Origin of the sequence: Arenibacter amylolyticus, assembly GCF_002150785.1 — a bacterium.
GTDB classification, from domain to species: Bacteria; Bacteroidota; Bacteroidia; order Flavobacteriales; family Flavobacteriaceae; genus Arenibacter; species Arenibacter amylolyticus.
Map to the genome: position 1 here is coordinate 67,601 of NZ_MTAZ01000045.1, position 6,870 is coordinate 74,470.

Sequence of the window (6,870 nt, forward strand, 5' to 3'; positions counted from 1 at the left end):
TTACGGGAGTTTTTGTTAATGCTAGCAATTCTAGGTTGAAAGCAGTTTATTCAGCAGTATTCCACCATAAGGGAGTTGTTAACCGAACGTACGGGTTATTGTCGGGCATATTTTCATAGTTCCTATCTTCCTCATTGTATTCGTACATCATGGCTTGAATCCAGTCATCCTCATTAGGAAAGATATCTAGATTTACATTTTCGGGTCTTTTTAGACCATGATAAATAGCATCGCTATAGTCCATTCTACGCATATCTACCCAAGTTTCTGGATTTAATACGTTGGCGATATATTTCTGCACGAAGATGTGGGATAGTCCTAAATTTTCTTCTCCTACTTCCATGTCCAACATCGTCATATAGTCCGATATTTGATCAGCAGGCACCATTAGCTTTTCAAGGTCGGCTCTCACTCCTTCCTTAAAATCTGCATAGGCACCGGCCTTGTCACCTTTTCTAAATTTGGCTTCGGCAGAAATAAATTTTACCTCACTGTAAGTAATCATATAGGTGGGGGAGCTTGCGCTGGTATAGAATCCACCATTTCCTAGGGAATAATCATCTGGAGATTCTCCTGCAAGACCACGACCAATAACCACCCCTTGGTAGCCACCATTAACGGCTTCAGGAACTATTATTTCTAGTCTAGGATCTTGGGTGGGTATGGTTAGATTAAGCGGATTCTTTAATAACTTCACAAAGAAATCTGAAAAGAAGTCCATCCTAGAGGAACCATATCCATTGGCGCTAAAGGGCTGGTTGTCATTTTCTGCTTCCCCGCCTCCATAATTTTTCTGTGCGTTTAACTCATTGGAATCTATGGCATTATTGCAAGCTTCTATGATAGCATCAGGATTATAAGCCATTTCACCAGAGGTTTTCTTGCTCAAATGGTTTAAATATCTGGCTTTAAGGGAATAGGCAAATTTTTTCCAGTTTTCCTGGTTTCCATTATAGAGTACATCGCCGCCTTCTTGGTTAAGACCTATGGCGCTTTCCTCGTCCAAATGTAGTATTGCCTCATCCAACAGTTGTAGAATGGTTTTGTAGGCCTCCTCCTGGGTGACAAATTTTGGCGTAATGTTCATAGAGCTTTTCCCGTCGTAGGTATCCCCAATCACAATATCACCATATTGGTCCGTGGTCATTCCCAAGATGTAAGCCCTCAAAATTTTCCCTACGGCCACAAAGTTGGGGGAATCATACGCCTCTCCCAAAACAATAAGGTCTGCGGTATTAGGCAAGGCATACACATAGGCATTTTGCCATAAGAAGTACCTTCCTGTGGTTAGGAAGGAACTCCATGTTTCGGAATAGTAATCGGCAACATTTTGTGAGCCGTATTGCACGATTCCCAAAACTTCTCGCATGCCCCTGTATTGTGCAGTCCCTGTTGTATTTTCAATAGCGCCCTGTATGCGATACTGGGGTGCTAAGGACGTGGTGGTAGGGGCAGTCTCCGAACCATTCACATCAAAATAGTCGTCGGAACACGAGGTACTTGCAAGAAGTACCGATATCCATAAATATTTAAATATTTTCATCTTATATGTTTTTTAGAAAGTAAATTTTAATCCTATATCGAATCCTCTGGTACTTGGGGTTCCCAAGTTATCTATATACATGGATCCAGCTCCGGAAATTCCTGCGCCAAAAGTATTTATTTCAGGATCTACTCCGCTGTAATTGGAAATGGTAAAGAGATTTCTTGCCGTAGCGTATAATTCCATAGAGCCTATAGCTATTTTATCTAACATATCCTTCGGAAATTGATAGGAAAGCGTAACATACCTCAATCGGGCAAAGGAGCCATCCTCAACGAAATTTTCAGAATTGGTAGAATAGTAATCTTGGAAATATTTCTGGTTTTTTACAACGGAAACATTATTTGGACTTCCATCTACTGTAACCCCGTTTAAAGTGGTACTTTCCCCTCTATCCAAGGTATTAGTACTAAGTCCATAATAAACCAGGGCAGATTCGGTTGCATTGTAAATATCCTGGCCTTGAACAATGTCTAGTAAAAAAGACATACTTAGGTTTTTGTAAGCAATTCGGTTGGTAATTCCTAAAGACCAGTCTGGCAACCTATTTACGTCTGTAAAGGTCTCATCAGAAAGCACAGGGAAACCATTGGAGTTAATAACAACTTCGCCATTGTCATTTTTTAGAGGACGCTTTCCTCTTAATCCAAATAACGAACCATCCAAAATAGCGGCCCCAGCTGCTGAGTTCCTAAAGGTCCATGAGTCCGATAAGTATACTTCATTTAAAAATCCAGGGAGTTCCAAGACTTTGCTTTTATTCATACCAAAATTAAAATCCATTCCCCAGGAAATTCCATTACTCTTCTCCAATATTCTAGCGGAAAGTAGGGCTTCAATTCCTTTGTTCTCAATGGCTCCCCCATTTAGGGTGGCATAGAATGTACCTGTAGTAGGAGGTACACGGATATCCCTTAGAATCTGATTATCCGATTTGTTTCTATAATAACTCAAATCTAGACTAAGCCTGTTTTTAAGAAATCTCATATCGGCACCTACCTCATAACTGTTTGTAAATTCTGGTTCCAGATTTGGATTACCCACATTCACTCCATTCCATGTATAGGCAGAACTGGCCAGACCATTGATATTAGTCCCTAGGGAGCTTTCCAATGCGCCTATTGGAGCATCTTTACCTACTCTTGCCCAGGTGGCCCTAAATTTTAAATAGTTTAAGCCCTCGTCTGTTTTAATGTCCTTTATTAAATCTGTAAGTATGGCCGAGGTTCCTAAAGACGGATAGAAAAAGGATCTTTTGTTTTTTGGTAGGGTAGAGGACCAGTCATTTCTTCCGGTTGCAGTGAGGAACAAGGCGTCTTTCCAGGCCAATTGGAGCTCTCCAAAAACACCCACGATTCGCTTTCTAGTGATTACCTCATTAATTTGCTGGTTTTCGATAAGGATGTTTCCAATACTATAGATCCCTGGGGCTTGAAAGCCACGTCCGCTGCTATAGGTTGTCCTGATATCCAGTTCTTCTACAGAGTTACCAGCCATAGCATCAATGGTGAAATCTTGGGACACCTCTTTATTGTATCGTAATATTAAATTGGATGTTAGGCCGCTATGATCTTTTTCAAATTGACTTATACTTCCTTTGTTCAGATTTTCGATTAAGGAACCGTCGCCAATAATTTTCTTATTGTATTCGCTGTAATTATCAATACCTAGTTTGTAGGATAGATTAAAATCCTCTAAAAACTTATAGTTTAGACTGATTACTCCAAGCAGTCGTTTAACCTGATCCGTGTTTGGACTATTGTTAATACTCCAATACGGATTATCGAATTGTTGATCTAGGAAAAACGTTTTTTGAGATCCATCCGGGTTGCTGTAATCCTTAGCGTTCACATTGGAAGGGTATGCAAGTAGGCTTCTAAAGCTTCCTCCTGTGGCATTTCCCTGTCTTGTGCTTGCTATTTTTGTATCTATATAATTCCCGGATACCCCTAGGGTTAAATTTTTTCTGATATTGGAGTTTAAATTCACCTTAAAGGAGGTTTTATCATAGCTGGTACTCGGGATAACTCCTTCTTGGGAAAGGTCACCAATAGAAAAATACATATTGCCTTTTTCGTTCCCAGAGGAGTAGCTAACATTATGGTTTTGAGTAACCGCTGTCTGGTATATACCTTCAATATTGTTAAACAATGGAGTGCCCTGTGCTATTTTATCACCCCAAGAAAACTCGGATTCGGTATCGTAGGTAAAAGAGCTGTCCGTTCCTACCTGTCTCCCCTGTCCGTATATTTTTTGGGTTTCTGGGGTACCTATTACCTTATCCACGGAAAGGGATCCGGAATACGAAACTTTGCTTACGCCGGCTTTCCCTTTTTTGGTGGTAATAATTACAGCACCTTCTGATGCCTGAATTCCGTATAAGGCAGCAGCAGTGGGTCCTTTTAATACAGAGATGCTCTCTATATCTTCTGGGTTAATATCCGATGCTCTGTTGGTGCTAGCCACAATTAAACTGGAATTCGTAGAGTTATCTATTGGAATTCCGTCTACCACAAATAGGGGTTGGTTATTCCCCGTAATAGAAGTCCCTCCACGAATAAGGATAACAGAAGAAGCTCCTGGGGCACCTCCAGAATTTACCACCGTAACTCCAGATACTTTCCCTTGTAATCCATTTACCATATTATTTTGGTTTCCTTGCAGTAACTGCTCGGCGTTAATGGATTGTACGGCGTTGGTTAGGGATCTCTTTTTGCTTTCATTTCCAAAAGCCGTAACCACCACTTCATCTAAACTAGTGGCATCCTCTTTCATTGTCACATTCAAGGTAGATTGGGACCCTAGGCGGATGGTTTGTGAAAGCATGCCTAGATAAGAGAATAATAAGTTTTCACCTTCTTTTGCGTTAATGGCATAATTACCATCAAAATCTGTTGTGGTACCCGTAGTGGTTCCTACCACCAATACGGTTACTCCTGGTAAGGGAACACCGGATTCATCGGTGACCTTGCCCTGAATGCGTTGCCCAAAGCCAATGCTTGAGGATAGCATAACCAATGCAAGAATTAAATTTAATTTCATAATAGGTTTAGTTAATTTATTTATAAACCTACAAGTATATTAAAATTTGATCAGACTATTTACTTACAATCAAAAAGAAATTTTTCTTAAATAGTTTGCGAACCTTCCTTATATTTCTGTAAATCAATATCTTATAGGCTTTTGATGACCGATGAAGGAAATGGGAGGAATTTAGGCTTTTAGATTAACTACTTGATTTATAGGGTTAAGGGATTTTTTATAGTAGTAAGTACAAAGTAGTTAGTATTGAGTATTGAGATTGGTTAAGTAGCCAGTAAACGGTAAACAGTAGTCAGTACCTCCCCCGCTGAAGTGCGGGACTACCGGCCAATATGACTTTTTGTAACTTTATTGAATAACAAAGAGAGACCCTCACAGACCTTAAACAACACTGGTGCTAAAAAGCCCCTTCGTCAGTATAGGCGTGCGTGCTCTTAACATACCGACTGGAGGCCTAGACCCCTTATGATAGCTTATGCTTCATTAAGGCACGCTGGAGGATCCCTCTTATAAAATAATTTATTATGGCAAAGTTACTAAATTCTATGGCAGCAGGGATAGATATTTCCTCGAGGGACCACTATGTGGCCGTTCCTAAAGAATGCGCTACTAAGGTCAGAGTCTTTCAAAGCTTTACCGCCGACCTTCATCGATTGGCCCAATGGCTTTGCTCACTAGGTATTAAAACTGTGGCTATGGAATCCACAGGAGTTTACTGGTTCCATTTGTACACAATACTATTAGATTATGGACTCGAAGTCTATCTGGTCAATGCAAAAGCCGTCAAACATGTCCCCGGACGCAAAAGCGATATAAGCGATGCCCAGTGGTTGCAGCACCTACACGCCTGTGGCTTGCTAAACCCGTGCTTTCAACCAGATAACCTGACCCGTAGCCTGCGTTGCTACGTACGCGAGCGAAAAAACCTCATAAAAGAAATGTCACGGCAGACTCAACGTATGCAGAAAGCCCTGGAACAGATGAATATAAAATTGGCTAATGTCATCAACGATATTACAGGCAAGACCGGTCGCTCGATTATCGAATCCATCCTCGCTGGTGAGCGTGATTACAAAGTATTGGTACAACACCGAGACAGACGAATCAAGGCGAGTAAGCAGGTCTTGCTAAAGAGCCTTGAAGGTAATTGGCGAGAGGAACAAATCTTCTGTCTGCAACAATCCTATAAACATTACCAATTTCTTGAAAACCGACTCAAGGACTGCGACCTTGCAACAGAAAAGGCATTAGAACGCCTAGATAAAGACCCCGGTGCTACCAAATCCATAAAAGGCAACAAGACACGCAAGAATCAACCCGACTTCAACGTTACCCAATACCTTTACGATGTCCTCGGTGTGGACGTAACCAAGATATGGGGGTTGAAGGACATAACCGCATTAACTTTGCTTTCTGAGACAGGGCCGTGCCTCAAACAAAAATTTCCGACCGAAAAACAGTTCCTCTCATGGCTCAACGTCGTGCCCAACAATAAGATTACAGGAGGCAAAATGATCTCTAGCAGGGTGCCGAAAAAAAAGAACCGTGCCGGTCAGGCATTAAGAGAAGCTGCGAACGGGCTATGGAACGCGAAAAACCCATTTGGTGATTACTTGCGAAAGAAAAAAGCAAGATCTGGCTCAGGACATGCCATTGTGGGTACCGCAAGAAAAATAGCATCCGTGTATTACAAGCTCGTAACAGAAAAAGAGGAGTTCAGGCCAGATATCATGGAAGGAGCACAAGAGAAATATTGGCGAAAAAAACTTGTATCTTTGGAAAAAGCAAAAGAAAAAATAGAAGCTCAACTAGCTACATACCAGCTAAATACAAATCTAGTCATATGATAGTGGCTTTTCTTGTACGTCCCAGATATAGGTTGACCTCTACTAGGGGGGAAATCAAAAGCTCCTCCCTTTAATTTAAAAGGGAGGTGGTTTGCCTGAAAGTGCAAAGCGGAGGGATTTTTTATAGTATTGAGTACAAAGTAGAGAGAATTTAGATGGACTCAGTAGTCAGTAAACGGTAGTCAGTTTTTTCAGTAAACAATAATCAATTAGCAATAAACAATTGTTTTCGTCTCCGATTTAGGTTGACCACTTAAAAGTGAAAAACTTTCAAAACAATATGCTTCTTACTTTGGTTCCGGCCTTGGTATAGAAATCATTTAAAGGATACGAAATCTTGCCCCTCGCTACAGCTGGCTCCTCAAAGTCAAAGGTACACCGTACCTTCACTTTTCGGCCCTGGTTCGTTTTTTATTCATGGCTTGTATATTGTTTTTT

Annotated in this window: 3 protein-coding genes; 1 reads left to right on the top strand and 2 read right to left on the bottom strand. The window is 41.0% G+C overall.

Features of this window, described 5'->3' with window-relative positions; translation table 11 throughout:
- Nucleotides 1–46: 46 nt before the first annotated feature.
- Together BV214_RS14070 and BV214_RS14075 are read right to left on the bottom strand one after the other, a co-directional pair.
- A complete protein-coding gene (locus tag BV214_RS14070; protein WP_086478146.1) occupies nt 47–1,543 on the bottom strand; it encodes a SusD/RagB family nutrient-binding outer membrane lipoprotein in 1,497 nt (498 codons plus the stop codon).
- A gap of 12 nt (nt 1,544–1,555) precedes the next feature.
- Nucleotides 1,556–4,585, bottom strand: coding sequence for a SusC/RagA family TonB-linked outer membrane protein (locus tag BV214_RS14075; RefSeq protein WP_086478147.1), 3,030 nt, complete (start codon nt 4,583–4,585; stop codon nt 1,556–1,558).
- Between the two features lie 524 nt (nt 4,586–5,109).
- On the opposite strand from BV214_RS14075, the gene BV214_RS14080 reads away from it, so the two are divergent.
- Entirely contained in the window at nt 5,110–6,432 is a 1,323-nt protein-coding gene (locus BV214_RS14080) for an IS110 family RNA-guided transposase (RefSeq protein ID WP_086478148.1), read from the top strand.
- The last annotated feature ends 438 nt before the right edge of the window (nt 6,433–6,870 follow it).